We start from the raw sequence: 25,546 nt of genomic DNA on the forward strand, positions 1-25,546 counted from the left end.
TTTTGGCAATTTCATTGCTGTTATATATATCATATATACTTCTTTTTTCCAAGCCGTTTCCTAGTTATTGTTAAGTTGTAAACAAATACTAAACCTTACTACATTTCAGAGGAATTTTTATAATAACTTCAGTTCCTTCGTTTAATTTGCTACTAATATCTATAGTTCCATGATGTTTATCCACTATATCTTTAACTATGGCAAGTCCCAATCCATTTCCTTCTCTATTTCTTGGCATATTTTTATTTGCTCTATAAAAAGGCTGAAATATTTTATTCAACTCTTCTTTAGGTATTCCTTTACCCCTGTCTTTTATAGTTACTAAAGCTTGATTGTTAGCTTTAGTAAGTAATACTTGTACACATGATTTTAATGCACCATATTTTATGGAATTGTCTAAAATATTTATTATCATTCTTCTAATTTCATCAGTACTCCCATAAACGTATATATCTCTTTCTAAGTTACTTTCAATTTTAATATCATACTTAGATGCCTTTAGTTTCATATCTTCACATACACTACCCATAAGAACTGATAAATTTATATTTTCATCATAGAAAATACTAGATTGAATTTTAGACATATCTAAAAGTTCTACTACCATACTGTGCATATTATCTGCTTCCTTCTTTATTCGCATGGTTGTTTTCTTAAATATTTTCTCATCTTCTCTTCCCTCATCCATAAGCATTTGTGTATATCCGCTTATTATTGTTAGAGGAGTTTTCATTTCATGAGTTGCATTATCAAAAAAGTACTTTCTATGCTTTTGTAGCTTTAATAAATTGTCCCTATCCTTTTCTATTGTTTTTATTTGCTGTTTTATTTTATCTTGCATGAAGTTAAAATTTTGAGAAAGTTCTCCTACTTCATCTGTTGTATTTATGTGAATTGGTGAATAATTCCCTAAAGCTATTTCCTTTGTTCTTTCACTTAATTTTTTTATTGGATTTATTATGCTACTTGCAAGAACAATTGAAAGTAAAAAAGTTACTATAAAAACTACTATCATAAATAGTTTTATATTGTTTAGAAGCTCCCTGCTATAACTTTTTCATTATTTTTAAAGGATGCTTTATTTAAAAAGAAACTTGTAATATAATCATCTGCTCCAAGTTCCAGCCCTAGTATTTTATCAACTATATCATTTTTAGCAGTCAGCATTATTATAGGAATTTTATGTTTACTTGATATGCTCCTGCACACATCATACCCACTTATATCTGGAAGCATTAAATCTAGTAAAACTAAATCCATTCTTTTATCATTTATTAATTCAAGTGCCATTTCTCCACACTCTGCTTCAAAAACTTCGTACCCTTCCTTCTTCAAATAATGAGTCAATATGTCTCTTATTGCTTCTTCGTCTTCTACAACAAGTATCTTTTCCTTCAATTTCTCTACCTCTTATCCTATATTAAATATCACTTTCTATATTATCAATTATTTATTGCCAAGTTGTAAACATAGATATATGATTCCATAAAATAACGATGCTAATATAATAAGATGATTTTTATTGGTATATTTACCACATAAAAAGTAAAAAATACATTTATGTTAATATACCTTTGGAGGGTTTAATTATGGCTGATTTGTATTTTAGTGATAATCATTTTAATAAAACACATAAAAAAAGAAGAAGAAAATTTATATTTTTACTTTCACTGGCACTCGTTATAAGCTCTTTAGCATTTTTTACTTTTTCATGCTCACCTAATTTACTTTCTAACAATAAAAATAATGATAATAATATAAGCGCTCAGCAGCCTCCATCTTCCTCTACTAATCCACCAAACTTTGCTGAACCAAAGGAAGCCCTATCTATTCCTGAGGTAGTTAAAAAAGTAAGCCCCGCAGTGGTTAGTGTTTCTACAAAAAGCATCGTACGTCAGTGGGGCCGAGATTTTGGAGTTCAAGAAGGTATAGGCTCAGGATTTATAATAAATAATGAGGGCTATATACTTACAAATTATCATGTAATTTCAGGTGCTCAAGAAGTAAGAATTATATTTAATGATAGTAAAGCAGTAAACGCCAAAATAATCAATTACGATTCAGTTCAAGATATAGCTGTGGTAAAAGTAGATGGAAATATAAAAGTTCCTGGAGTTGTTGAGCTTGGAGATTCGGATAAAGTACAGGTTGGAGAAAGTGTCGTTGCCATAGGCAATCCTTTAGGCAAGGAATTTATAGGTACTGTAACTCGTGGAATAATTAGTGCTACAAATCGCGGTGTTGAAGTTGAAAAAGGAAGAACTCAAAACTTTCTCCAAACAGATGCTGCTATAAATCCTGGCAACAGTGGCGGACCCCTTATAAATACCTTAGGTCAAGTTATTGGAATAAATACTGCAAAAATCACTGAACAAGGCGTAGAAGGAATAGGTTTTTCCATACCTATAAATACAGTAAAACAAAGGCTTACAGCCTTAACTAAACCAGTGCTTAGAATAGGTATTGGCGCCATAGGCATAACGAATGAAATTTCAAAAAGCGAAGGCATTCCTACAGGGGTTTATGTTAAAGAAGTATATCCTGAGAGCCCTGCATCTAAAGCAGGTATTATAGTAAATGATTTAATTACTAAATTCGATGGAAAACCCGTCACATCTATAGAAGAAATAAATTCTATAAAGGCAACTCATAAAGCTGGTGATGTAATTAAAGTTGAAATTTTCAGAAATAAAAAAAATATAACGACAAACCTTACTTTAAGTGAGTAAGTATTAAAATAAAAAAGTTGGCATTTAGCCAACTTTTTAAATTAGTATTGAACTTCTTTTAATGTTAGTCCTTTAGCTGATGCTTTCTGGCCTGCTTTTTCCCTACTTTTTTCCATTAATATAGTCTCTACATCCTCTGCCATAAGTTTCCCTTCACCAACTTCTATAAGTGTTCCAGCTATAATTCTCACCATATTTAATAAAAAACTGTTTGCGTTTACTTCTATTTCTATTAATCCATCATTCTTATTTATATTTATGTAATTTATTGTTCTAAGGGTTGATTTATTATGCTTAGCTTTTAAACTAGTAAAGCTTTTAAAATCATGAGTTCCTATTAAGTACTCCGCTGCTTTCTTCATATTTTCTATATCTAACTCATTAGGTATATGATTTGTAAAATCTCTAGTAAATACATTATTATATCTATTGTTATCAATTTTATAAACATAGGTTTTTGATTTAACATTGTATCTTGCATGGAATCTATCTTTTGCAATCTTTAGTTCCTTTATTACAATATCTTTGGGCAAATATTCCTCTAAATATTTCTCCATTTCATATGTTGGAAGCATACAATCAGTAAAAAAATTAGCTATATAGTTTTCCGCGTGAACTCCTGAGTCAGTTCTTCCACAACCGATAACATTTATCTCCTCTCCTGTCATCTTACTTAAAACATTTTCTATCTTTCCTTGTATGGTTTTAGCAGTGCTATCCTTTTGATTTTGCTTCTGCCACCCATTATATCTTGTTCCATCATACTGAATTATCATTTTTATATTTCTCATACTAATCTCCTTTTTCGCTTTTCGCAACATTATTATATCTACTATTCTGTGTCAATGCAAAATATCTTTTTCTTTCATAGCTAAAGTATACTATTAGATGAATTTAAAAGCCACATGTTAATTTTTACCCATGTAGCTTTTATTACTGACTTTCTCTTTTTAAATAGTTGACAATAGTAATTATTATTCTTATAATTATAGATAAATAAAGTCTTTAATATCTGTTAAGGAGGTTTTACTTTGAAATATACAAAAGCTACAAACTACGCATTACATATAATTGCATATATGATTAGATATGATAAAAATGATAACTTGAGTTTACAGCCGCTAGCAAATCACTTCAATATATCTCCTACTTATCTTTCTAAGATTTTAACGCAGTTAGTAAAGGCTGGTTTAATTCAATCAACTCCAGGTGTAAACGGCGGTTATATTTTGAATAGAAAGAAAGAAGAAATTTCATTTATGGATGTAATCAGAGCAACCGAGGGCACTGGGGCATTATTTAATTGCGGCCTAGAAGAAGAAGGCAAGTGTTGTATTCATAAAGTAATGGCAGAAGCAGAAACTGTGATGGAGACATATCTGCAGAATAAAAAGATCTATGAATCAGTTAAAAATTCATCAAATTATGAAATAGATAAGGAATAATTCTTTCACCTATTAACCTATATTATATAGCTTTCAACGCCTTAATTACAGATATTAAATATCTGTAATGCATGTAATCTAAAGATTTTGATTAGTTCTTTTAAGTAAACAGTGTATATTCTCAAAACTAACGTTAGCAATATTCTAGTGAGCCATAAAATAAAGCATAAAGGAGAGGTATATATGGGAGAATTTTGGGAAGCAAGTTTTATAGAAAAACAAATGATGTGGGGACTGGAGCCTGCAGACTCTGCAATCTTGACAAAGGACCTTTTTTTGGAGAAAAAAGTTAAGGATATATTGATTCCAGGTATTGGATATGGCAGAAATGCAAAGACCTTTATTGACAACGGAATTAATGTAACAGGTATTGAGATATCCCAAACAGCCATTGATTTAGGAAAACAGAATGGGCTTGACAGTAAAATCTATCATGGTTCAGTAACTGATATGCCTTTTGATGACAAACTTTATGACGGTATATTTTGCTATGCACTTATTCACTTATTAAATAGTCATGAAAGAGCAAAATTAATTAAGGATTGTTATAATCAGCTAAAGCCAAATGGATATATGATTTTTACTGCAATTTCTAAGAAAGCCCCAATGTTTGGAAAAGGTACACAACTTAGTAAAGATCGATTTGAGATAATGGACGGTGTGAAAATGTTCTTTTATGATTCGAATTCAGTAAAGCAGGAGTTTGGTAAATATGGATTAGTGCAATCTTCAGAAATCGATGAACCTAGTAAAACTATAAAAAATAAACCTCCATTGAAATTTACAATTATAAAATGTAAAAAAGAAAGCTAAAAGCAAGTTTGCTATGGATGCTTATTATTTTCACATCAAAAGAGCGGATATTATTAGAAAAATATTCGCTCAAATAATTTTATTATAACCAATACCAAATGAAGACCCATGCTTCGCATATATTTAAAATAAGCTCTATCTAATCGCAATCTTATTCTATTCAAAAGGCAACCTTTAAATCTTTAAAATTACTTGTAAAGATATTCTCTAGCCATAGGAATCCCATTATTAAGACCTTTTGTTACTAAAAATTGATGAATATCCATTACACCATAATGAAATGAAGCTGCACAGGCATTTAAATATAATCTCCACATTCTAATAAATGTTTCATCTTCCATCTCTTTGATTTTATCTTGTTGATTTTCAAAATTACCTGCCCAACATTCTAATGTTTTCTTATAGTGTAATCTTAAACTCTCTAAGTCAATTAAATGTAAATCATTTTCTCCCATACTATATACCAGTTCTCTTATAGATGGTATATATCCTCCTGGGAATATATATTTCTTAATCCATTGATTAGGCTCACTTTCAATTTGTGCAGTAATACAATGTAAGAGTGCTATACCCTCCTGTTTCAAAAGACCATTTATGTCTTTAATATATCTGGGAATATTTTTTCTTCCAACATGCTCTATCATACCTACACTTACTATTCTTTCAAATCTTTCCTCCGTATTTAACAATTCTCTATAATCCATTAATTTAACTTCTACTTGCCCTTCTAAATTATTTTCCTTAATTCTTTCTTCCACCTTTTTTACTTGTTCATTACTTAATGTTATCCCAAGTGCTTTTACCCCATATTTTTTAGCTGCTGTTATTATTAGTTCTCCCCAGCCGCATCCTATATCAAGTAGTGTATATCCAGGCATTAAATTAAGCTTTTTTAATATATAATCTATTTTATTAAGCTGCGATTCATATAGTGTATTTTCTTCATTTTTAAAATATGCGCAGGAGTAACTCATGGTTTTATCTAGCCATAATTCATAGAAGTCATTTCCTAAATCGTAATGATACTCTATGTCTTTTCTGCTCTTTTTGATAGAATGAGAGGTTATATTATACAACTTTTCAAATAGATGTGATTTGTTTAAAAAACTATCCCTTTTTTTATATACAGACTCTATTATTTCTTGTATATTTCCTTGAAAATCTATTATATTTTTCATGTAAGCCTCTCCTAAAGTTAAAAAGGGGTCTTTTAAAATATCCCTTTTGGATAGTTCATGGTTTATAAATATCTTAAACTTACTTTCACCTTCACCATACTTTTCAACACTACCATCCCAATATTGTACCTCACAAGTATCGGAAAACATATTTTTTAAAAAACTGCTTATAAAACTCTTTCCCATATTTACATCTCCTTCTAAACTGCTCTTAAAATCCCAATCAGAATACATTTCATCTATATACTGTAGTAATTTTTGACAAATTCATCTGCAAATATACACTTTAGACGGTGTTACATTTACAAAACGAATTAGCCATACATAATTAACTCAAACTATTAATAATTGTGTGTCATGCAAAGCATTCATAAATAATTAAAGCTTCTATAATTTCTTTATATTTATCAACTTCTAAATAGCTTTTGTAATTTAAAAAATCGCATAACAAAAGGTCAGAAACTGTAATCTGACCCCACATCTTTCATAGTCTATATCATTAGCAAATATCTTTGAACTTTTTTAAATCTTTCCAACTTGGTTCTAATCCATATTGTTTACATACTTGTAAGTATCTCTCTAGGATTTTAATACTCATACAATATCCCTCCTTGACAATCATTACTGATGTGCTCTTTTTATTCTTTCTTATATGTAAACTCTTTGCTGTTATTTTACATAGAACGATTTTATTTGTGTAATTTATCACACCAATATTATATCAATATTTACATTATATGTAAATATATGGAATAGAATGTCGAACGATTTTATATTTCTCTGTATATTATTTTTTTATTTTATAAAATTAAAGAGTACCATAAATTAATATGATACTCCCTAACATTGAAATTATATATTTTTAATTCTGTAATTATACTATTTTAGTTGTCCAATCCTCACAGTTCCATATTTCTGTCACTATATCTCTATAAAATTCTGGTTCGTGAGATACTAACAAAATTGATCCCTTATATTCCTTTAAAGCTCTCTTTAATTCATCCTTTGCATCTACATCTAAGTGATTAGTAGGTTCGTCTAGAATTAAAATATTAGTTTCAGTATTTAATATCTTACATAATCTAACCTTTGCAGCTTCTCCTCCAGATAAAACCATTATCTTTGATTCTAACTGCTTAGTTGTTAATCCACATTTTGCTAGAGCTGCTCTTATTTCATACTGAGTTTTACTTGGAAACTCATTCCATACTTCTTCTATACAAGTATTTGTGTTTCCTGATCTATCTTCTTGTTCAAAGTATCCAATATGCTGATAATCTCCAAGCTCTACTTCTCCAGATAGTGGCTTAACTTTTCCCAAAAGACTCTTGAGTAGTGTTGATTTACCAAGACCATTAGCTCCAACTAAGGCTATCTTCTGACCTCTTTCCATATAAAGATTTAATGGTTTAGTTAAAGGACTGTCATATCCTATTACTAAATCTTTAGTTTCAAATATCATCTTTCCTGAAGTTCTGGCAATTTTAAAATTAAATTCTGGCTTTGGTTTTTCTTTTACTAGCTCTATAACTTCCATTTTATCTAATTTCTTTTGTCTTGATTTAGCCATATTTGCAGTGGCAACATTTGCCTTATTTCTTGCAACGAAATCTTCAAGTCTTTCAATTTCCTTTTGTTGTTTTTCAAAGGCTGCTTCCAGTCTCTTTTTATTTGCTTCATATAATCTCATAAATTCATCATAGTCTCCAACATATCTTGTAAGCTTTCTTTCTTCTACATGATATATTAAGTTAACTACTGAATTTAAAAATGGTATATCGTGAGATATTAGTATAAAAGCATTTTCATATTTATTTAAATATTTCTTAAGCCATTCTATATGTTCTTCATCTAGGTAATTAGTAGGCTCATCTAACAGCAGAATATCTGGATTTTGAAGTAAAAGCTTTCCAAGCAGTATCTTTGTTCTTTGTCCTCCTGATAAATCTTCTACATCTCTATCTAATCCTAAATCTAAAAGTCCTAACCCCTTTGCAACTTCCTCTACTTTAGCATCTATTGTATAAAATCCATTATTATCTAATAAATCTTGAATTAATGCTGTTCTCTCAAGCATTTTTTCTAATTCTTCTGGTTCCACCTCACCCATTTTTTCATATAAAGAATTCATTTCCTTTTCTAAATCAAATAGGTAACTAAACGCATCTCTTAGAGCATCTCTAATACTTTGACCTTTAGTTAATGCTGCATGCTGATCCATATATCCAACTCTAACATTATTTGACCAAATAACCTTGCCTTCATCTGGCATAAGCTTATTTGTTACTATATTCATAAAAGTTGATTTACCTTCTCCATTAGCACCAATTAGTCCAACATGCTCCCCTTTTAATAATCTAAAAGACACATCTTCAAATATAGCTCTATCACCAAAACCATGGTTTATATTTTTAACTGTTAATATACTCATAATTTGCTCCTTTACTGTAAAAAATTCATCATATTTAGTCTAATCGGCAGAGTATTTGATGTCAAGAAGAAAATAATGCTGAACCAACTTCAAAAATAAGGAAAGATTGCAAATGTAATTTACACATTTATAATCTTTCCTTATTTACTAGTGTTTAGTTATTTAATTCATCCCTAGCCTATTCTATTTCTCTTAAAAGATTAGCCATTTCAATTGCAGTTACTGCTGCATCATAGCCCTTATTTCCTGCTTTAGTTCCTGCTCTTTCAATTGCTTGCTCAATTGAGTCTGTAGTTAATACTCCAAATATAACCGGAAGCTCTGTTTGTAATCCTACATGCGCTATTCCCTTAGTAACTTCAGAAGAAACATAATCAAAATGTGGTGTATTTCCTCTAATAACTGCTCCTAGACATATTACTGCATCATATTTTTTTGACTTTGCCATCTTATTTGCAGCAAGTGGAATTTCAAAAGCTCCTGGTACCCAAGCAATTTCTATTTCATTTTCTTCTGCGCCATGTCTTTTAAGTGCATCTATTGCTCCTCCCAAAAGTTTAGATCCTATAAATTCATTAAATCTTCCTACAACTATACCAAATTTTAATCCTTTAGCAATTAAATTTCCTTCATATGTTCTCATTTTTTCATCCTCCAACTTTCAGTTATATTTTTTTTAGTTTTTATTTTATGTTACAATTTGCTGCAACTTTAAGTTTCAGCTAATATCTTTAATACCTAATGTCTAATATCTAAATATATGCTACCTAATTATTAAAAAAATTTAGTGACTAGGAACTAGTAATTAGAGATTATTAAGCATATGACCCATCTTTTCTTTCTTGGTTCTTAAGTAAAATTCATTTCTTTCATTATGATTCATTTGGATAGGTACTCTTTCTAATACTTCAATACCATATCCTGAAAGCCCTGAAAGTTTCTTGGGATTATTTGTCATAAGATTTATCTTAGTTACTCCTAAATCAGAAAGTATCTGTGCACCTATTCCGTAATCTCTCATATCTGCTGGGAATCCTAAAGCTATATTAGCCTCTACGGTATCCATTCCTTGGTCTTGAAGTGCATAGGCCTTTAACTTATTTATAAGTCCTATTCCACGACCTTCTTGTCTCATGTATAAAAGAATTCCTCTTCCTTCTTCAGCTATTTTTTTCATAGCTGATGCGTACTGCTCTCCACAATCACATCTTTTAGAGCCTAGTGCATCCCCTGTCAAGCACTCTGAGTGAACCCTGACAAGTACAGGTTCCTCTCCACTTATATCTCCTTTAACTAGAGCTACATGATGTTCTCCATTTAATTTATTTATATATCCATATATATCAAAGTCGCCATACTTGGTTGGCATTTTAGTTTTTACTACTCTTTCTATAAGCTTTTCACTATGTCTTCTATAGGCAATTAAATCTGCAATTGTGATTATCTTTAAATTATGTGTCTTTGCAAATTCCATAAGCTCAGGAGTTCTTGCCATGGTTCCATCTTCATTCATTATTTCACAAATAACCCCTGCTCCTTTAAGTCCTGCAAGTTTTGCAAGGTCCACTGCTGCTTCAGTATGACCTGTTCTTTTTAACACCCCGCCTTGTCTACAAGCTAATGGAAATATGTGTCCAGGTCTTCTGAAATCTGATGCTTTAGCATTAGGATCTAGAGTTTTCTCTATAGTTAAAGCTCTTTCATAAGCTGAAATTCCTGTAGTAGTTTCCATTGCATCTATTGAAACCGTAAAAGCTGTTTCGTGATTATCTGTATTATTTTTAACCATTGGGTGTATGTTTAATTCATTTAATCTTTCTTCTTCCATTGGCATGCATATAAGCCCTCTTCCGTATTTGGCCATAAAGTTTATAGCCTCTCCCGTAACCTTTTCTGCTGCCATAAGAAGATCACCTTCATTTTCACGATCTTCATCATCTATAACTATTATGATTTTTCCCTCTCTAATATCCTCTATCGCTTCTTCTATACTATTGAATTTATACATTCTTTAAATCCTCCTTAAAATCCATTTTCCCTCAGAAACTCTAAGGTTATGGATGATTTTTTATTATTTTCTTCTTTAGACTTTATACCTAGTAGCTTTTCTACATATTTTCCTAACACGTCACATTCTAAGTTCACTATATCTCCTGGTGATTTTTTCAACAGTATAGTTTCTTCTCCAGTATGTGGGATTATGGACACTTTAAATACTCCTTCGTCCACATAGGCTACAGTTAAGCTAACTCCATCTATTGCAATCGAGCCTTTATGAACTATATACCTTAATATGTCCTCGTTTGCCTTAATGGTAATCCAAAATGCATTATCCTCTTTCTCAAAATTCTCAATAATTCCTGTCCCATCTATGTGGCCGCTTACTATGTGTCCCCCAAATCTTCCATTAACTTTTAATGCTCTTTCTAAGTTTACATAGCTTCCTCTTTTTAGACTTCCAAGACTGCTGCTTCTTAAAGTTTCAGCCATAACGTCCACTGTAAATGATGATGATGAGTACTCAGTAACAGTTAAACAAACACCATTGGTACTTATGCTATCACCAAGTTGTACTTCATCTAATATGTTACTAGCTTTTATAGTAAGCCTAGCTGATTTTGTTCCTCTTTGAATATCCTGTATTATCCCTATTTCCTCAACTAATCCAGTAAACATACTTACCCTCCTAACTCCTAGTCCCCTTTGTGTAATATTTATTTTACGTATCCTTCAATTAAAATATCTTCATCAAAGGTTTTAAATGTGACATTTTGAAGGATTATGCTTTCACTCATTAATGGTTTCCCTTTTCCACCAATTGGAGTTTTGGCACTTTCCCCTCCAATAATCTTAGAGGCTATATAAGCTTGCACTTTATCAACTATTCCCTGCTCTATTGCTGAATAATTCAATGTGCTGCCTCCTTCTAAAAGTATGCTATCTATACCCATTTCTCCAAGTCTTTTCATCAAGGCTTGTAAATTTACTCTGCCATCCATATCTTCAACTATTAAAACTTCTGCTCCTTTATCTTTTAAAAGCTGTATCTTATCCTCTGAAGCTTTTTTAGTAGTTGCAATTATAGTTAAAGTTTCGTCCTTTATGTTTAAGACATTTGAATTTAAAGGTATTCTTAAAGTACTATCTACAATTATTCTCTTTGGACTCATACCGTCCTGAATTCTACAAGTAAGGCTTGGGTTATCTTGAAGTACCGTACCTATTCCAACCATAATTCCCGAAACTTTATTTCTTAACTTATGTACTTCCTCTCTTGCCGCCTCTCCTGTTATCCACTTAGAATCTCCAGTAAAAGCTGCTATTTTACCATCCAATGTCATAGCATATTTCATGATTACAAAAGGAAGTTTAGTTCCTATATATTTTATAAATATCTCATTTAAGCTTTTGCACTCTTCCTCTAGAACTCCTGTTATCACCTCAATACCATGATCTCTTAGAATTTCTACCCCTTTTCCTGCAACCCTTGGGTTAGGATCAAGCATCCCTACTATAACTTTTTTTATATTATTTTTGATTATTGCATTTACACACGGTGGAGTTTTCCCATAGTGACAACATGGTTCTAATGTCACATACATGGTACTTCCTTCAACATTTTCCTTTACGCTTGAAAATGCATTTATCTCTGCATGAGGGCCACCATAATATTCATGATATCCTTCACCAATTATTTTGTTGTCCTTTACTATAACTGCCCCAACTAAAGGATTGGGATTTACTCTTCCCTCACCTTTTTTAGCAAGTTCAAGAGCAAGCTCCATGTACTTTTCATTCACAATATCACCTTCTCTGCATAGTATATATAATTTTTTGATTTACTAACGCTATTTATGCATCATTTTCAAAAGTCTTTTATTTTATTACAAACAAAAAACCCTAAGCTTTCACTCAGGGCTAATAATCAAATAAGTTTATTAATTTATATCTAACAAACAAAAGCTCTGAAACATAAGTTTCAGAGCTGGTAGACACTAAATTAATTTATACTATAAAAAATTGTAACTTTATAGTATAACCTGCCTATCTTCTTTCATCCAGACTTTACTGTCGGCCTCGGAATTTCACCGAATCATGCCTTACGGCTCGCGGGCTTTACCGCCGGTAGGGATTCACACCCTGCCCTGAAGATAATTTATTAAGTTTTACAAGTTCATTGTAAACCAGTACATTATATATGTCAATACTAAATTATTTATCTCTTCACCTTATCTAATATAGTGATACAACATTCCTCTAAGTTAGTATTGATCACTTCACAATAGAAATTTCTATCTTTAAAGTTGTACATAGGATCATAATAAGTAATCATTAATTCACTAATTACCTCATCATATTCATCCTTTAAAATCTTACCTGTAAACTTTTCTATTCTAGATGCAGATATATATTTATTCATATTTTTTAAAGCTTCTATTATCTCATATTTACTGCTTTCATTTATTAGATAATCATCTTTTATATTTTTTATACGATATTCTAATGGAGCTGTAACATTAATTTGTGTTCCATTTTCGATTGCATTAAACATATACTCTGGCATAACTATCTTATCTATTCTTTTGCTTTCTCCTTCAGTAAACACTAAGTTTGTCTTTCTCTTTGATAGCTCTTCAAATACTAAGGATTCAAACATCTTCTGAGAATTTCCTGAGCCTAGCCCTACTGATCCAAGTAATGATCCTCTATGATTTGCTGCTGCTTCTAAATCTAAAGTATCATAGCCCATTTCCCTTAATTTACTCAACAAATGAGTCTTACCTGTACCTGTATTTCCATATAATACAACAAATTTAATTTCTTCAAATAACCTAGGAAGGCTATGATTTATATATTCTCTATAACCTTTATATCCCTTTGTAACTTTAATAATATCCATTCCAAGTGCAGTAAACAATGATGCTATAGATGAGCTTCTCATACCGCCTCTAGCACAAAATATAGCTGTCTTTTTCTTTTCATCATCAATTGTCTTATAACTCTCATACATTTGGGGTAACTTTTTTGAAACAATTTCTATTCCACGCTTCTTTGCCTTATCTTGCGAATCTTTCACATAAATTGTCCCTATTTCTTCTCTTTCTTCATCAGTGAATAATGGTATATTTATTGCTCCTGGTATAGTAGCTTCTTTAAATTCCTTAGGACTACGTACATCCACAAAAACCATTGGCTTTTTATTTTCTTTAAGTACTTCTTCATATTCTAATGATCTTAACATTTTCATCATCCCAACAATCAGTTTATATTTATTAAAATACTTGCCACATATATAAAATTTAATCCATATATACTTTATAATATCACAAATAAATAAAACATACCAAATTTACTAATTGTCTAGAAAATGCTTAAACCTCAGCAATTACATCTATCTCAACTAAAAACTTATCTAATAATTGACTGCCTATTGTTGTTCTTACAGGATACGGCTCTTTGAAAAATTCAGCATAAATCTTATTAAATTTTTCGAAGTATTTTAAATTTGACAAATGTACCGTAGCTTTAACTACATCATCCATAGTTGCACCACCGCATTTTAAGATAGCTTGTATATTTTTTAAAACTTGCCTTGTTTGTTCTTCAATGCCCTTAGGAGCCTTTCCTGTTATAACATCTACTCCTACTTGTCCAGATACATATATAGTGTTTCCAACTATCAAGCCTTGTGAATATGGACCAACTGGCTTAGGTGCTAATGAAGTTTCAATTTTCTTTTTCACTTTTAATCCCCCAATATATTAATTGACCTTACTTAATAAATATGAAATATATTTTATATTATGAGAATTATAAGTTAAATACTGAAACATCTTAGCAAACTGAGATGTGCTAATTTGTATTGAAACCATTATTTTCCATAAATTAGCAAAGGTGATGTCTTAAAGTATTGAAATTAAATTTCAACATTTTACAACACCACCTTGTAATATTAAAAAGTTAGTTTATTTTATAGATTTCATTACCATAATCCAAATCTTTTTACATGTTCCATTTTGTCATCTCTATGCTGAACCATTTCTATTGAGCCTAAAACTATATGTGCGAGTCCAAATCCTAAAATACCAGCGCCAATTGCTGTAGCTGCTTTTTTCTTAACCATTGTAGCACCTGCTCCAGTTACTGCTGCACCTAAAACTGTAGGTATCATTCCCTCACGCATAACTTATTCCTCCTCTTTTATCCTAATTTTTATTTAAAGAACATAATTATTATTCCACCTATAAACTTATTTATCCTTAATAAAAATAGAAGAAAAGAGTAATTCTATGGTAACTACTTTATTTGTCCTTTTGTGCTTCTCCACCTTCTTCTTCAAAAAATCCATCAAAATAATATTTTTCTCCTTCTTTTACAATCAATATATCGTATATAACATTATTCCCATAATCTATAGTAGCCGAAATAAACCCATCAGATACTCTCACTTCAAAAGGCTTATTTTCATATTGTTTCATATTTTTATAGCCTTCTTCCGTTATAATTTCATCTAGATTATCTTTTATCTTGGAGCTACTTATTTTTTTTATTGTCTCCTTGTCACCTCTACTTAATGCCTTCGTAAAAGTTTCTGCAAGTTCTTTCATAGTACTATTTTTCACACCAATATCGTTAATTAATATATAATCATAAAGTATATTATTTCTGCCTTCCTTGTCTACAAGTTCATAATTACTAGGTACAAAGCTGTCGAAATAATACTTTCCATTTTCATCCCTCATCTTTAATGCTACATACTTAGCTTCATTACTATTATTTGTATCAACTTCTACATAAATAATAGTATTTTCATTTACATGAGTAAAATCATAAGCAAAATCATCATTATCTTTTCCCTTAAAATATTTTTCACTAATATCTAAAAGAACTTTGGTACTAAATATGTCTTTATTATGATTTATTACGCTTAAAACCTTTTCATTTCCTGATACTAAAGCATCAATTAATGTAAATGTAGCTTCTTCTGCAGTATTATTTTTTATGTTTGCTGTTGATAAATAATTCATATTTATATTTGCTTTTGAAGTAGAATTGGAGCACCCTAAAAAACTCAAAATTATACTTACTGCTAATACTATTAAGATAAATTTTTTCATTTAACTCCCCCCTTTGTATAATTTGTAAGCTACTTATATATATGCCTTTGTTATAAATAGTCGCTTGATATTTCTGGTGCTTTATAGTAATCCTCAGATTAAAAATTATTTTTTTAATTTTTAATACAATACTGGTGGAAATGAATATAAAAAAGATGATATTATATATTTATATAACACATGGGGGGTTGGCAAAAGATGTTTAGTACAAACTATAAAATTGCAGATAGATCAGTTTGGCAAGGAAGAATTGATAGTGATACAAATTTTGATGCATTTAGATGGCATCAATGGGTTGAATTAATAGATTTAAAGAATGAGCATTTAATTCCTTTCGATGGACAATTAGGTTTTGCCTTCATTGGATTTTGTTGTGATGAAGGAATTAATAGAAATAAAGGTAGAACTGGTGCTTCTAAAGGTCCCGAAAGTATTAGAAAGGAGCTTGCACATCTTCCTTGTTGCTTTACACAAGAAGTCAAACTTTTTGATGCTGGAGACATACTTTGTGAAAACATTTCTTTAGAAGAAAGTCAAGACTTACTTTCAAAAGCAGTAGACAAGATTTTAAGCTTAAACTTATTTCCCATAGTCTTAGGTGGAGGACACGAGACAGCTTGGGGACATTATAGTGGTATTTTAGGTAATTTATCTAAAAATAATCCTAAACCTAATATTGGTATAATAAATTTTGATGCTCATTTTGATATTAGACCTTATCCAAATGGTAGTCATTCAGGTTCTATGTTTAGACAAATAGCTGATATTTGTGAAGAGAAAAGCTTAGAATATTCCTACATGTGTCTTGGAATTCAAAAACACAGTAATACTGTAGATTTGTTTAAAACTGCTGACAAATTAGGAGTGGATTATATTTTAGCAAAGGATATTTTAAATAGTGACGATTGGAATGTATTTGAAAGATTAGATGAGTTTATAAAACTTAGAGATCATATTTACATAACTATATGTTCAGATGTATTTTCTTCAGCATTTGCACCAGGAGTTAGTGCATCTCAACCGCTGGGACTTGATCCTGAAAAAGTAATAAAGTTTATTAAATATATTTTAAAATCCAATAAAGTTGTGAGCTTTGATATTGCTGAGGTTTCTCCAAGATTTGATTTGGACAACACCACAGCAAATTTAGCTGCAGTAATCATTTTTTCAGTAATAAATACAATGGCTCATATATGTAATTTATCACTATAGAAATAACACGACATTTTTAATGTTGAACCGCCTGCAGTGAATTTGCATTTAGGAAAGCGTTCGTTACGCAAAAGAGCTTTTAATTGCTTGCTCAATGCTTTCTACAATGCAAATTCATTGCTTGTGTTCAACATTAAAAACGTCGCAATATCCTTTTTATATGAATAGCTGTATGTTAGAATTCAATGCATCTCTCATATAATCTTGAGCTGTTATGATTGTAAAGCCTTCAATAAACTCTTCTTCCTTAAACCCCATCACTTCTACAGACATTTTACAGCCGTAGAATTTAACTCCCTTTTTTATTGCTCCATTTAAAAATTTTGTTAAAGTAGGTGTTTCTGTATCTTCCATCATCTTTTGAAGCATTGCCTTTCCAACTCCAGCCATATTCATTTTTGATAGTGGAAGCTGCTCAGGTCCTACAGGCGTTACAGAATCAAACATCTTTTCATAGGCTGTTTTATCTTCTAAAGTCATTCTTTCAGGATCTCTTACTAAAAATAGTCCCCAAAAGGCACAAAATATACTCACATCTACTCCAATATCACTTGCTGCATTTGCAATAGTAAGAGCAGCCAAAGCTTTATCATAATCGCCACTAAAAAGAACTAAGCTTAATTTCTTATTGTCTACGTTATTATCCAAATTACTTACCTCCTACATTTATAGTATTTATTAAGTACTTAAATTTTTATATTTTTCTTAATAACACTAACTAACTTATTAATTAAATCAATATAAATGCTGCAATTACTGTAGTCATAATTCCTACTATTACTGGAATCATATTTTTTCTAGCTAAATCAAAGGGTTTAACATCACAAATTGCTGCAACCGATACAACACTCCATGGTATAGCAGTTCCTCCTATCCAAATTGAAAGTACTTGCCCAAAGGCTGCTACCTTTGATGTATCAGTTCCTATTGCTGTATTAAAAGCATGTGCCAATGTTCCCATAAGAGGAAGTCCTCCAAAGGCAGAACCGCTTACTCCAAGTATAACAGCTACAAACCCTTGAATTGAAATCACTGAAAAACTAGATAGTGTTATTTTACTGGATATATACATTGCCATATCTGTTAAAAGCCCTGTAGCATTATTACCCAAAATCTCCTTTGCCGTATTCTCACTTCCTAAAAAGAAAAAAGCACCTATAACTATTACTGGAGCAAAAACTTTTATACCAAACACAAAACCGTCCTTTATGTATCTTGTTACTTCGCCTAAGGACTTTACTACTCCAAAATTTAAAATAGATGTAAATATTAAAATTAAAATAGCAGTTCCTCCTATTAAAGCTGTTGCACCTTGACCCTTTAACTTAAACATGTATATAAAAATTACATCTATTAAAAATACTATAGGGGTAGATATTGCTATGAGCTTTGGATTGTGCAGTGGCGGATCTTTATCAATCACCACCTCTTGAATATGCTGTTGCTCATTATAATCATCAACTTTATTTGTTTCTCTTTTCATAATAAAAAATGCAGTTCCTACAGTAAAAACACTCATCGTAATCCAAAAGGGTATACTTTGCCTTACTATTATAAATGTATCATTTATTCCTGCAGTCTTAGCAGTTATTGCAGGTGCACCCTGAATAAAAAAATCACTAGATAGCGCTATTCCCTTGCCAAATAAAGATAAAGCAACTGCTGCCCAAATTTTTGGAAGACCTGCTTTTACAGCAGCAGGCACCATTATTGCGCCAATAAATACGGTTGCAGGAGTTGGCCATATAAACCAAGAGGTTATAGTTACAGTGAAACCTAAAACAAAAAAAGCTACTACCTTGTTTATCATAAATTTTCTTAAGGGATTTACAATAAGTTCATCTGCACCTATATCGCTTAAAGACTTTGACATAGCATTTACCATAGAAATTATAAGCACAATTTCTATAAACTCTCTGCCAGATACTAATATGGCCCTATAAATAATTTGCACTGCCTCCAAAACATTCGAAGTTTTTATTAATCCAATTATACCTATCCCTAATATACAGGGTATTACAACATCCTTTTTAAAAAATATAATTCCAATAACTAAAATAATTATTGCTAAATATATATAGTGTATTAATCCTAATGTAATCATAGTTTTCTCCTGCCTTCTTATATTGAAAATACAATATATAAAACTATGTTTTGTTTAAATCTCAAATATTATTCTAATTAGGGAATATTATTTCATCGAATGTTTTGTTTTAATTGCATTGACAACAAAGTGTTATTATTGTAAACTTTATTTAAATATTAGGTTTACAATAAATTTAGGAGGTTTTTTAATGAAAATTACTACACGAGATATGATTCTTGTTTCCTTATTTACATCTTTAACTGCTATTGGAACATTTATAAAAATCCCTCTAGAACCTGCACCCATTAATCTTCAATTTTTATTTACAGCACTTGCAGGAATACTACTTGGCTCTAGATTAGGTGCATTATCCCAAATTGTATATGTAACACTAGGATTATTAGGTCTTCCTGTATTTACAAAGCCAGGTGGTTTATCTTATATTTTTCAGCCTACTTTTGGATATTTAATAGGATATATTATTGCAGCTTATATTATAGGTAAACTATCCGAATCACAAAATAGGCCAAGCTTTTTAAAACTTTTAACTGCCTGTATTTCAGGAATAATTATTGTTTACATTATTGGAGTTCCTTATTTATACATTATATTAAAATATGTATCCTCAGTTACTATAACTATTCCTTCTGCATTAAAGACTGGATTTTTGATATTCCTTCCAGGTGATTTGATTAAATGTATATTTACTGCATTCCTTGGAGTTAGAATTATACCTGTTATAAAACGTTATGGATTAGCTAATTCTTAAAGATATAAATATAAAAAATCAGGGAATACCTCCCTGATTTTATACATATCCATAAAGTCCTCTTACAGAAACTTCTCCTGATATTACTTCATGAATACTTCCATCCTGATACTTTACAATAAGCTTTCCATCATCACTTAAATCCAATACTTGTGCTTGAATTTCATCATTTCTATTAATTATTCTGACTGACTTCCCAATTAATATTGAATTTTCTCTGCAAATATCTATAGAAGTTTTTATATCTTCGTTTTTTATAAATTCTTTATATAATTCTTCTAAGTTATTTAAAATACTTGCAACCAAGGCTTTTCTTTCAATACTCTTACATTCTTCAATTTTTAATGAGGTTGCAATTTCCTCAATTTCTTCTGGAAAATCCTCTTTATCAATATTTACATTTATGCCTATTCCCATAACCACATAATTTACATTGTTTATTTCCCCACTCATTTCAGTTAGTATTCCGCAAACCTTCTTATTATTTAATACTATGTCATTAGGCCATTTTATGTATGCATTTATCCCCTGCTCTTTTATAGCCTTTAGCACCGCCGCAGCTCCAACTTGAGTAATTTTTGCTACATTCATTGGGTCAATATCAGGTCTTAATACTATAGACATCCATATTCCCTTAAATTTTGGAGAAACCCAATTACGTCCAAGCCTTCCCCTACCCATAGTTTGTTCTTCGCTTATTATTACTATTCCTTCTGAGCATCCACTACTTGCTAACTTTTTAGCTTCGTTATTAGTAGAATCTATTGAGTTAAAGTAAACTATTTGTTTACCTATATAGCTTGTATTTAAATAAGGACTTATTTCTTCAAAAGTAAGCAAGTCTGGAGATGAAATTAACTTATATCCTTTTCTAGATACAGACTCTATATTATATCCATCTTCCTTTATTGCCTTCATATATTTCCATACAGCAGCTCTTGAAATCCCCAAAGCACTGCTAATATCTTCTCCAGATATAAATTCATTTTGATTTTTCTTTAGTAATCTGATTATTTCTTCTTTCAATGTGCCTCCTCCTTATCTTTTCATCATTATAACATTTTCATTTAGAAAAAGTACATATCATTAAATCTAAGTCAATCTTTTATTTGATATAATATTAATTTATACTATAAATTGTTGTGATATATTAAATACAATCCAATAATTCAATAAAGAAGGAGTTATCTTTATGAAATTACTATTTATCTCTGATATTCATGGTTCTTTATACTATTTAAATGAAGTTCTTCAATTATGCCAAAACGAAGATCCAAACTATATAATTATATTAGGTGATGAGTTATATCATGGAGCAAGAAATCCACTTCCAAAGGAATATAACCCAAAAGCAGTAACTGAACTGTTAAATTCTTATAAAGATAAAATTATTGCGGTTCGTGGAAATTGTGATAGTGAAGTTGACCAGATGGTTTTAGAATATCCAATGCTTAGTGATTATTCCGTAATTCTTTATAATGATAAAAGACTATTTTTAACTCATGGTCATATTTATAATAGTGATAATTTGCCTAATTTAAGTACAGGTGATGTATTAATTTATGGTCACACCCACGTACCTTTAGCTGAAAAACATAAGGATATATTTATATTAAACCCTGGTTCCATAACCTTTCCAAAAGAAAACACACCTAATTCTTATGGTGTGCTTGAAGACTACATATTTAAAATTAAAACTTTAGATGGCGACATTTATAAAGAAATCGAACTAAAATAGTCTTCAATTGTTCCCAAATATGTATTATCCTCGTCACCATTACATATTTGGGAAGTAGGATATCATTATAAAAACAATACCCCTACCCCTACAATGGTAATTAGTGATCCAACTATTTCCCTTGAAGTAACCTTCTCCTTTAATATTCTAATTGCAGGCGGAATGATTAAAACAGGAGTTATGGATGTAATTGTTGCAGCTACTCCAGCTGTAGTATGCTGAATTGCTAGCAATGAAAATGACACTCCTAAAAATGGCCCAAAAATCGCTCCAAGAGAGATTCTTTTTAAGGCATAGGCATCTTTAAAAGCTATACTTAAATTTCCCCACTTCTTCATTACAGTAATCAATATAGTAAATCCAAAAATTCCAGCAATTATACGTATTTGCGTAGCTGCAAAAGGATTATAATTTCCCATTCCTACTTTACTTAATATAACGCCACACGCTTGCCCTAAAGATCCCAAAAACGCAAAAGCTAGTCCCTTTGCAGGATGAGCAAATTCAACCTTATTCTCCTCTAAATCCTTCTTAAAAACTACTATTGCAATGCCTATTATTGTAATTGACATTCCTATAATACTTATTTTACTTAATCTCTCACCAAAAACTATATAGCTTATTATTGCAGTAATTGGAGGTGAAGTTGCCATTACAAGCATCGCAATTCTCGAGCCCACTTCAACATAAGCTTGAAATAAAAATAAATCTCCTAAAACAAATCCTATAATTCCTGAGATTAATAGCCATAGCCATGTACTTCCAGTGGCATCTATAGGTAAAAATAACCCTCTAGTTATGAGCGTATATATGCTTATTAACACAAAACCTATCAAAAGTCTTATAAGATTTACAGATAATGATCCAACTTTTTTACCTGCTGACTCAAATGCCAGCGCTGTAACAGTCCAAAACATTGCTGTTAGTAATGCTGCAAATTCTCCAAAATGTGACTGTAACATAAAATCCCCTCCACCAAACCATATTCTTTCCTAATTTTACTAAGTTATATTATACCATAACTATTTCTTAATTATATTTAAAATATAACAACATTCTTATTCACTTAAAGATATTTAACACTCTTTCTATAAATAATATATATTGTTTCTTAATTTTCATATAAAAAAGTTTATATTTTGTTTATAATTAGTTTATGAAAAATAGAGATATACATTTTAAAATAAACTTATGAAGGACCTTCATGAAAACAAACCTAAAGGAGATGTTATTAAAAATGAAATTAAAGAAAAAAACAGCAATGTTTTTAAGCTTTGCTCTAGGAACTGTAATGTTTGCTTCTACAGCTATGGCAGAAGTAATGTCTAAAAGTGGATATGATCAATTAAAGGATTCTATGAAATACACGGCTGAAAGTCTTACCTCAGATGTTTCAAGTTATACTTTAGACATGTCTTTTGCACTAAAGGATAATGGTACTGTTATTTCATCTGAAACCTCACTTAATAAATATGATGTTTCAAAACAAGCTATGGAAAACGTATCAACAAATATTGATGGTAAAGTTAAAAGAGATAATTATTACTACGCTGACAAAAATGGTTATATAAATAAAAACAGTGACCAAAATGTATATTATGTAAGTGAGTATACAAGTCCTCGTGAAGTAAATTCTTTTAAAAATCCATTTAAAGAAAAAGAAGCTAGCGATGTTGAAAAAATAGCAGATGCTCTTGTAGGTAATTTAAAAGATTCTGTTATTGTTACTGAAAATACAGATGGAAGTAAGGTATTATCTGGATCTTTAAAAGAATCACAAATACCAGCACTAGTTAATGCTGTAGTATCCCTACAATCTAAAAATGAATTTGGCAATAGAAATAATAACCAAGATAATATGCCAAAAATCACAAAGGATATCTTTGTTAAAGAAATATCCGGTAAAATGGTAGTAAATAAAGATGGATTAATCCAAAGCATACTTGGAACTGGTGTACTTTCTGGTAAGGACGATAGCGGAAAAGAACATGTTATAACTTTAGAATTATTAGGAAAAGTAACAAATGTAAACTCAACTGTTGTTAAAAAGCCTGATCTTTCTGGCAAAACTGTAGAAAAAAATACAGAAAGAGATTATAACAAGCTAACTAACCCAGAAATATATGTTGGACAATATAAAACTGATATTATAATAGAAAAAAATAATAAGTTTGAAAAAATAGGTGAAAAATTTGTTGATATTACTAATGCAACTGAAACTAGTATTAGCGGAAGATATCATGAAGAATATTTAAAGGGTTATGAAAACTATGCATCTGATAAGAAAGACTTTGAATTTAGCGCAAAATTCGAAAAAAATAATGGCACTTATGGACCTTTTACTGCTTCTGATAATACTATAAAAGGTGATATATCTGTAAATCCATATTCAGCAAATATATACTTTAATATAAATGAACGTGTAAGAACAAACATTTTATCTGACAGTGAGTACAGCAGAGTATTTAATTAATAATATCTATAATAACTTGTCGGTATTACTATACCGACAGGTTATTTTTAAAGCTTTATTATAATAAGTTTTGGAGGGATTTAAATGGACAAAGTTATAGAAATTCAAGACCTTTCCAAAGTATATAAAAATGGACGAGGTATAACTGACATTAATCTTGATATATATAAGGGTGATATTTTTGGATTTTTAGGACCAAATGGTGCTGGTAAAACCACTGCCATGAAAATCATGGCCGGCCTCATAAAGCCTGATAGTGGTGATGTTAAAATTTTAGGTCATAGTATCTTAAATGATTTTGAGGCAGCTATAGCAAAGGTTGGCTGTATTATAGAAACTGCTGAATCATATCCCTTTTTAACAGCTTTTGAAAACTTAAAACAATTTTCAAGATATTATAAAGATGTTGATTCTAAAAGAATCGAAGAAGTTTTAGAGCTTACTGGTCTTTTAAGATACAAAAATGAAAAGCCAAGAAAATTCTCTCTTGGAATGAAACAAAGACTTGGAATTGCTGCTGCAATTTTATCAAGGCCTGAGGTAGTTATACTAGATGAACCTTTAAATGGTCTTGACGTAGAAGGCATGATTGATATGAGAAACATTATAAAAGATCTTGCAGAAAAAGAAAATACTACATTCTTTATATCAAGTCATCTCATCCATGATGTAGAACTTACCTGTACCCGTATTGGAGTTTTATATAACGGGAAAATGCTTAATGTAGATACAACAAAAAATATATTGAATAACTATGCTTCCCTTGAAAATTATTTTATTAGTGAGGTAGAACGAAATGGTAGGATTTAAAGCAGCTTTAATAAATGAACTTGAAAAACTATATAAAAAGAAAAAAGTTTTAGTGGCAGCTATAATGTCACTTATTTTCATTATATTTGGCCAATTTTCTATCATTGGTCTTAGAAGCGGTTTTGGAGTTCGCGGAACTTCCGGGGTTGACTTCCCTCTACTTGTGCTTTCTGTTGTTGTTAATACAATTCTCCCTCTATTTACAGCACTTGTAACTATAGATAGCTTTTCTGGAGAATTTGCTCAAAACACTATGAAGATCGCACTTACAAGGCCAATTACAAGATTAAAGTTTTTTTCTGCAAAACTCACTGCTGTAATAATATTTGTACTAGTTAATCTTATGTTTGTAATGATTTTTTCAACTATAACTGGTATGATTTTTAATTCTAGTTCATTTACTATGCAAGGAATTGTTAAAATACTTGTTTCTTATTTAGTCACATTGTTTCCAATGATAGTATTGTCATTAGTAATTATACTTTTTACAAATATACTTAAAAGCGGAATAAGTGTATTTTTTATCTCTATCCTTATTTTTATAGTTTTCAAAGCATTAGGAATTGTTTTTTCAAGCTATTCTGCTTTGTTTTTTACAAGTATGATGGATTGGTACAAACTATGGATTATGAATGACATTTCCTTTTTAAAAATTCTTCGACAGTTTATGATGATGTTTAGTTATGCTATACTATTATTTACAGGTGCCTATTATTTATTTGATAAAAAGGATTTCTAGGCAAA

The 25,546-nt window shown here is 30.4% G+C and carries 26 protein-coding genes and 1 riboswitch; of the genes, 9 read left to right on the forward strand and 17 right to left on the reverse strand.

Annotated features, from left to right (window positions below; genetic code table 11):
• Positions 1 to 88 precede the first annotated feature (88 nt).
• Both DP68_RS10385 and DP68_RS10390 read right to left on the reverse strand, forming a co-directional pair.
• A complete protein-coding gene (locus tag DP68_RS10385) occupies positions 89 to 1,015 on the reverse strand; it encodes a HAMP domain-containing sensor histidine kinase (protein WP_052085750.1) in 927 nt (308 codons plus the stop codon).
• Positions 1,016 to 1,032: 17 nt separating this feature from the next.
• Positions 1,033 to 1,398, reverse strand: coding sequence for a response regulator (locus DP68_RS10390; RefSeq protein ID WP_052085751.1), 366 nt, complete (start codon positions 1,396 to 1,398; stop codon positions 1,033 to 1,035).
• 191 nt (positions 1,399 to 1,589) lie between these two features.
• Between DP68_RS10390 and DP68_RS10395 the strand changes: the two genes are divergently transcribed.
• Complete coding sequence (locus DP68_RS10395; protein ID WP_035309176.1) at positions 1,590 to 2,729, forward strand: trypsin-like peptidase domain-containing protein; 1,140 nt, start codon at positions 1,590 to 1,592, stop codon at positions 2,727 to 2,729.
• A gap of 41 nt (positions 2,730 to 2,770) precedes the next feature.
• Here the strand turns inward: DP68_RS10395 and truA are convergent, their stop codons facing one another.
• Positions 2,771 to 3,520, reverse strand: coding sequence for a tRNA pseudouridine(38-40) synthase TruA (gene truA / locus DP68_RS10400; RefSeq protein WP_035309178.1), 750 nt, complete (start codon positions 3,518 to 3,520; stop codon positions 2,771 to 2,773).
• A gap of 240 nt (positions 3,521 to 3,760) precedes the next feature.
• Between truA and DP68_RS10405 the strand changes: the two genes are divergently transcribed.
• On the forward strand, positions 3,761 to 4,174 hold the full coding sequence (locus tag DP68_RS10405) for an Rrf2 family transcriptional regulator (protein ID WP_035309179.1): 414 nt from the start codon (positions 3,761 to 3,763) through the stop codon (positions 4,172 to 4,174).
• Positions 4,175 to 4,357: 183 nt separating this feature from the next.
• A complete protein-coding gene (locus tag DP68_RS10410; RefSeq protein WP_035309182.1) occupies positions 4,358 to 4,987 on the forward strand; it encodes a class I SAM-dependent methyltransferase in 630 nt (209 codons plus the stop codon).
• Between the two features lie 188 nt (positions 4,988 to 5,175).
• Here DP68_RS10410 and DP68_RS10415 read toward each other — a convergent pair whose 3' ends face one another.
• The 10 genes from DP68_RS10415 to DP68_RS10460 form a co-directional block, all read right to left on the reverse strand.
• On the reverse strand, positions 5,176 to 6,351 hold the full coding sequence (locus tag DP68_RS10415; RefSeq protein WP_035309184.1) for a cyclopropane-fatty-acyl-phospholipid synthase family protein: 1,176 nt from the start codon (positions 6,349 to 6,351) through the stop codon (positions 5,176 to 5,178).
• A gap of 688 nt (positions 6,352 to 7,039) precedes the next feature.
• Positions 7,040 to 8,596 carry an ABC-F family ATP-binding cassette domain-containing protein gene (locus DP68_RS10420; RefSeq protein WP_035309187.1) on the reverse strand — a complete coding sequence of 519 codons (1,557 nt, stop codon included), beginning with the start codon at positions 8,594 to 8,596 and terminating at the stop codon, positions 7,040 to 7,042.
• 178 nt (positions 8,597 to 8,774) lie between these two features.
• Positions 8,775 to 9,239, reverse strand: a complete 465-nt coding sequence (gene ribE, locus DP68_RS10425; protein WP_035309190.1) for a 6,7-dimethyl-8-ribityllumazine synthase — start codon at positions 9,237 to 9,239, stop codon at positions 8,775 to 8,777.
• 162 nt (positions 9,240 to 9,401) lie between these two features.
• Complete coding sequence (locus DP68_RS10430; RefSeq protein WP_035309192.1) at positions 9,402 to 10,604, reverse strand: bifunctional 3,4-dihydroxy-2-butanone-4-phosphate synthase/GTP cyclohydrolase II; 1,203 nt, start codon at positions 10,602 to 10,604, stop codon at positions 9,402 to 9,404.
• Positions 10,605 to 10,618: 14 nt separating this feature from the next.
• A complete protein-coding gene (locus DP68_RS10435; protein WP_035309194.1) occupies positions 10,619 to 11,272 on the reverse strand; it encodes a riboflavin synthase in 654 nt (217 codons plus the stop codon).
• A 38-nt stretch (positions 11,273 to 11,310) separates the two neighbouring features.
• Positions 11,311 to 12,396, reverse strand: coding sequence for a bifunctional diaminohydroxyphosphoribosylaminopyrimidine deaminase/5-amino-6-(5-phosphoribosylamino)uracil reductase RibD (ribD, locus tag DP68_RS10440; RefSeq protein WP_035309198.1), 1,086 nt, complete (start codon positions 12,394 to 12,396; stop codon positions 11,311 to 11,313).
• Positions 12,397 to 12,638: 242 nt separating this feature from the next.
• Positions 12,639 to 12,753, reverse strand: a riboswitch (FMN riboswitch).
• Between the two features lie 59 nt (positions 12,754 to 12,812).
• Complete coding sequence (mnmH, locus tag DP68_RS10445) at positions 12,813 to 13,838, reverse strand: tRNA 2-selenouridine(34) synthase MnmH (protein ID WP_035309200.1); 1,026 nt, start codon at positions 13,836 to 13,838, stop codon at positions 12,813 to 12,815.
• A gap of 130 nt (positions 13,839 to 13,968) precedes the next feature.
• The gene (locus DP68_RS10450) at positions 13,969 to 14,340 is read right to left on the reverse strand and encodes a Rid family detoxifying hydrolase (protein WP_035309202.1); all 372 of its coding nucleotides are present in this window, start codon (positions 14,338 to 14,340) and stop codon (positions 13,969 to 13,971) included.
• Between the two features lie 239 nt (positions 14,341 to 14,579).
• Positions 14,580 to 14,780, reverse strand: coding sequence for an asparagine synthase (locus DP68_RS10455; RefSeq protein WP_035309204.1), 201 nt, complete (start codon positions 14,778 to 14,780; stop codon positions 14,580 to 14,582).
• Positions 14,781 to 14,898: 118 nt separating this feature from the next.
• On the reverse strand, positions 14,899 to 15,714 hold the full coding sequence (locus DP68_RS10460) for a hypothetical protein (RefSeq protein WP_035309206.1): 816 nt from the start codon (positions 15,712 to 15,714) through the stop codon (positions 14,899 to 14,901).
• Positions 15,715 to 15,912: 198 nt separating this feature from the next.
• Between DP68_RS10460 and hutG the strand changes: the two genes are divergently transcribed.
• Positions 15,913 to 16,926, forward strand: a complete 1,014-nt coding sequence (hutG, locus tag DP68_RS10465) for a formimidoylglutamase (protein ID WP_035309208.1) — start codon at positions 15,913 to 15,915, stop codon at positions 16,924 to 16,926.
• 156 nt (positions 16,927 to 17,082) lie between these two features.
• Here hutG and DP68_RS10470 read toward each other — a convergent pair whose 3' ends face one another.
• Entirely contained in the window at positions 17,083 to 17,574 is a 492-nt protein-coding gene (locus DP68_RS10470; RefSeq protein ID WP_035309209.1) for a DsrE/DsrF/DrsH-like family protein, read from the reverse strand.
• 82 nt (positions 17,575 to 17,656) lie between these two features.
• A complete protein-coding gene (locus DP68_RS10475; protein WP_035309210.1) occupies positions 17,657 to 19,030 on the reverse strand; it encodes a hypothetical protein in 1,374 nt (457 codons plus the stop codon).
• A 190-nt stretch (positions 19,031 to 19,220) separates the two neighbouring features.
• Here DP68_RS10475 and DP68_RS10480 point away from each other — a divergent pair, with 190 nt between their 5' ends.
• The gene (locus tag DP68_RS10480) at positions 19,221 to 19,781 is read left to right on the forward strand and encodes a biotin transporter BioY (protein ID WP_035309211.1); all 561 of its coding nucleotides are present in this window, start codon (positions 19,221 to 19,223) and stop codon (positions 19,779 to 19,781) included.
• A 39-nt stretch (positions 19,782 to 19,820) separates the two neighbouring features.
• On the opposite strand, the gene DP68_RS10485 is transcribed toward DP68_RS10480, so the two are convergent.
• Positions 19,821 to 20,807 carry a biotin--[acetyl-CoA-carboxylase] ligase gene (locus DP68_RS10485; RefSeq protein WP_035309212.1) on the reverse strand — a complete coding sequence of 329 codons (987 nt, stop codon included), beginning with the start codon at positions 20,805 to 20,807 and terminating at the stop codon, positions 19,821 to 19,823.
• Between the two features lie 166 nt (positions 20,808 to 20,973).
• On the opposite strand from DP68_RS10485, the gene yfcE reads away from it, so the two are divergent.
• Positions 20,974 to 21,519 carry a phosphodiesterase gene (yfcE, locus tag DP68_RS10490; RefSeq protein WP_035309213.1) on the forward strand — a complete coding sequence of 182 codons (546 nt, stop codon included), beginning with the start codon at positions 20,974 to 20,976 and terminating at the stop codon, positions 21,517 to 21,519.
• A gap of 65 nt (positions 21,520 to 21,584) precedes the next feature.
• Here yfcE and DP68_RS10495 read toward each other — a convergent pair whose 3' ends face one another.
• Positions 21,585 to 22,481: a DMT family transporter gene (locus DP68_RS10495; protein ID WP_035309214.1), complete on the reverse strand. Its 897-nt coding sequence runs from the start codon at positions 22,479 to 22,481 to the stop codon at positions 21,585 to 21,587.
• A 275-nt stretch (positions 22,482 to 22,756) separates the two neighbouring features.
• Between DP68_RS10495 and DP68_RS10500 the strand changes: the two genes are divergently transcribed.
• The 3 genes from DP68_RS10500 (at position 22,757) to DP68_RS10510 (ending at position 25,541) form a co-directional block, all read left to right on the forward strand.
• The gene (locus DP68_RS10500) at positions 22,757 to 23,992 is read left to right on the forward strand and encodes a hypothetical protein (RefSeq protein WP_035309215.1); all 1,236 of its coding nucleotides are present in this window, start codon (positions 22,757 to 22,759) and stop codon (positions 23,990 to 23,992) included.
• An 84-nt stretch (positions 23,993 to 24,076) separates the two neighbouring features.
• On the forward strand, positions 24,077 to 24,802 hold the full coding sequence (locus tag DP68_RS10505; RefSeq protein WP_035309216.1) for an ABC transporter ATP-binding protein: 726 nt from the start codon (positions 24,077 to 24,079) through the stop codon (positions 24,800 to 24,802).
• Complete coding sequence (locus DP68_RS10510; protein WP_035309217.1) at positions 24,789 to 25,541, forward strand: ABC transporter permease; 753 nt, start codon at positions 24,789 to 24,791, stop codon at positions 25,539 to 25,541. The genes DP68_RS10505 and DP68_RS10510 overlap by 14 nt, the downstream gene beginning before the upstream one ends.
• Positions 25,542 to 25,546: the final 5 nt, after the last annotated feature.

It is taken from the genome of Clostridium sp. HMP27 (genome assembly GCF_000765165.1).
GTDB lineage: Bacteria > Bacillota > Clostridia > Clostridiales > Clostridiaceae > Clostridium_AK.

Coding starts and splice junctions, on each gene's coding strand:
- DP68_RS10430 (WP_035309192.1), bottom strand. CDS start 10,604: ATGTATAAATTCAATAGTATAGAAGAAGCGATAGAGGATATTAGAGAG.
- DP68_RS10510 (WP_035309217.1), top strand. CDS start 24,789: ATGGTAGGATTTAAAGCAGCTTTAATAAATGAACTTGAAAAACTATAT.
- yfcE (WP_035309213.1), top strand. CDS start 20,974: ATGAAATTACTATTTATCTCTGATATTCATGGTTCTTTATACTATTTA.
- DP68_RS10395 (WP_035309176.1), top strand. CDS start 1,590: ATGGCTGATTTGTATTTTAGTGATAATCATTTTAATAAAACACATAAA.
- DP68_RS10500 (WP_035309215.1), top strand. CDS start 22,757: ATGAAATTAAAGAAAAAAACAGCAATGTTTTTAAGCTTTGCTCTAGGA.
- DP68_RS10385 (WP_052085750.1), bottom strand. CDS start 1,015: ATGATAGTAGTTTTTATAGTAACTTTTTTACTTTCAATTGTTCTTGCA.
- DP68_RS10420 (WP_035309187.1), bottom strand. CDS start 8,596: ATGAGTATATTAACAGTTAAAAATATAAACCATGGTTTTGGTGATAGA.
- DP68_RS10460 (WP_035309206.1), bottom strand. CDS start 15,714: ATGAAAAAATTTATCTTAATAGTATTAGCAGTAAGTATAATTTTGAGT.
- DP68_RS10495 (WP_035309214.1), bottom strand. CDS start 22,481: ATGTTACAGTCACATTTTGGAGAATTTGCAGCATTACTAACAGCAATG.
- truA (WP_035309178.1), bottom strand. CDS start 3,520: ATGAGAAATATAAAAATGATAATTCAGTATGATGGAACAAGATATAAT.
- hutG (WP_035309208.1), top strand. CDS start 15,913: ATGTTTAGTACAAACTATAAAATTGCAGATAGATCAGTTTGGCAAGGA.
- DP68_RS10480 (WP_035309211.1), top strand. CDS start 19,221: ATGAAAATTACTACACGAGATATGATTCTTGTTTCCTTATTTACATCT.
- ribE (WP_035309190.1), bottom strand. CDS start 9,239: ATGAGAACATATGAAGGAAATTTAATTGCTAAAGGATTAAAATTTGGT.
- DP68_RS10415 (WP_035309184.1), bottom strand. CDS start 6,351: ATGGGAAAGAGTTTTATAAGCAGTTTTTTAAAAAATATGTTTTCCGAT.
- DP68_RS10435 (WP_035309194.1), bottom strand. CDS start 11,272: ATGTTTACTGGATTAGTTGAGGAAATAGGGATAATACAGGATATTCAA.
- DP68_RS10455 (WP_035309204.1), bottom strand. CDS start 14,780: ATGCGTGAGGGAATGATACCTACAGTTTTAGGTGCAGCAGTAACTGGA.
- DP68_RS10505 (WP_035309216.1), top strand. CDS start 24,077: ATGGACAAAGTTATAGAAATTCAAGACCTTTCCAAAGTATATAAAAAT.
- DP68_RS10410 (WP_035309182.1), top strand. CDS start 4,358: ATGGGAGAATTTTGGGAAGCAAGTTTTATAGAAAAACAAATGATGTGG.
- DP68_RS10475 (WP_035309210.1), bottom strand. CDS start 19,030: ATGATTACATTAGGATTAATACACTATATATATTTAGCAATAATTATT.
- mnmH (WP_035309200.1), bottom strand. CDS start 13,838: ATGTTAAGATCATTAGAATATGAAGAAGTACTTAAAGAAAATAAAAAG.